Genomic DNA, 548 nt, shown 5'->3' on the forward strand with positions numbered 1-548 from the left:
GTCAGGGTCCTGGCTAACCAACTCCCTCGACTGCGGCTAGGACGGGTGCCGTGAAGAGGTCAGCCGTTCTCCCAGCAATTGCAGCGAGTAGGCTGTCAGCCCCAGGCCCACCATGACAAACATGAAGGTGATCAGGGAAACGGATCCCACCAGCAGGTAGCGCACCAGAATGCTGATCCCCCGCGCCAGGGATCCGCTTTCCAGGTCGATTGGCGGCAGCTTGGCCAGCATCGAGAGCAGCAATTGTAGGAACCCATAGCCCAAACTGGCAGCAAAGGCAGCCCCCACGAGGGCGTTGAGGGGATGGGAGGAGGACGGCATGGGGCAGCACCGGAAAACTCACCATTATTGTAGGCTCCAGGTACAATATGAGCGTTTGTTCTGAGAACAAAATGATGGGGAGCGGGTCTGAAGCAGTTTCCCACTACGAAGTGTTGGGGGTTTCGGTGCTGGCGACGGCAGCGGAGATCAAGTCTGCCTATCGCCGTCTGGGCAAGTACCACCACCCCGACAGCCTCCTGGCCAAAAAAGATCGGGCTGCCGCTGAG

At 59.3% G+C, this 548-nt stretch carries 2 protein-coding genes; one reads left to right on the plus strand and one right to left on the minus strand.

Going from position 1 to position 548, the window contains the following annotated elements; genetic code table 11:
* Window positions 1–36: 36 nt before the first annotated feature.
* Entirely contained in the window at window positions 37–321 is a 285-nt protein-coding gene (locus NW858_RS12230) for a DUF3082 domain-containing protein (RefSeq protein ID WP_414520603.1), read from the minus strand.
* 47 nt (window positions 322–368) lie between these two features.
* Here NW858_RS12230 and NW858_RS12235 point away from each other — a divergent pair.
* Window positions 369–548 (plus strand): DnaJ domain-containing protein (locus tag NW858_RS12235; protein WP_414520604.1); only part of this gene is annotated, 180 nt, incomplete at its 3' end.

Origin of the sequence: Synechococcus sp. H55.10 (assembly GCF_047502715.1) — a bacterium.
GTDB lineage: Bacteria > Cyanobacteriota > Cyanobacteriia > Thermostichales > Thermostichaceae > Thermostichus.

Bases quoted from the DNA above. Each gene is read 5' to 3' on its own strand.
- NW858_RS12230 (WP_414520603.1), bottom strand. From the start codon at position 321: ATGCCGTCCTCCTCCCATCCCCTCAACGCCCTCGTGGGGGCTGCCTTT.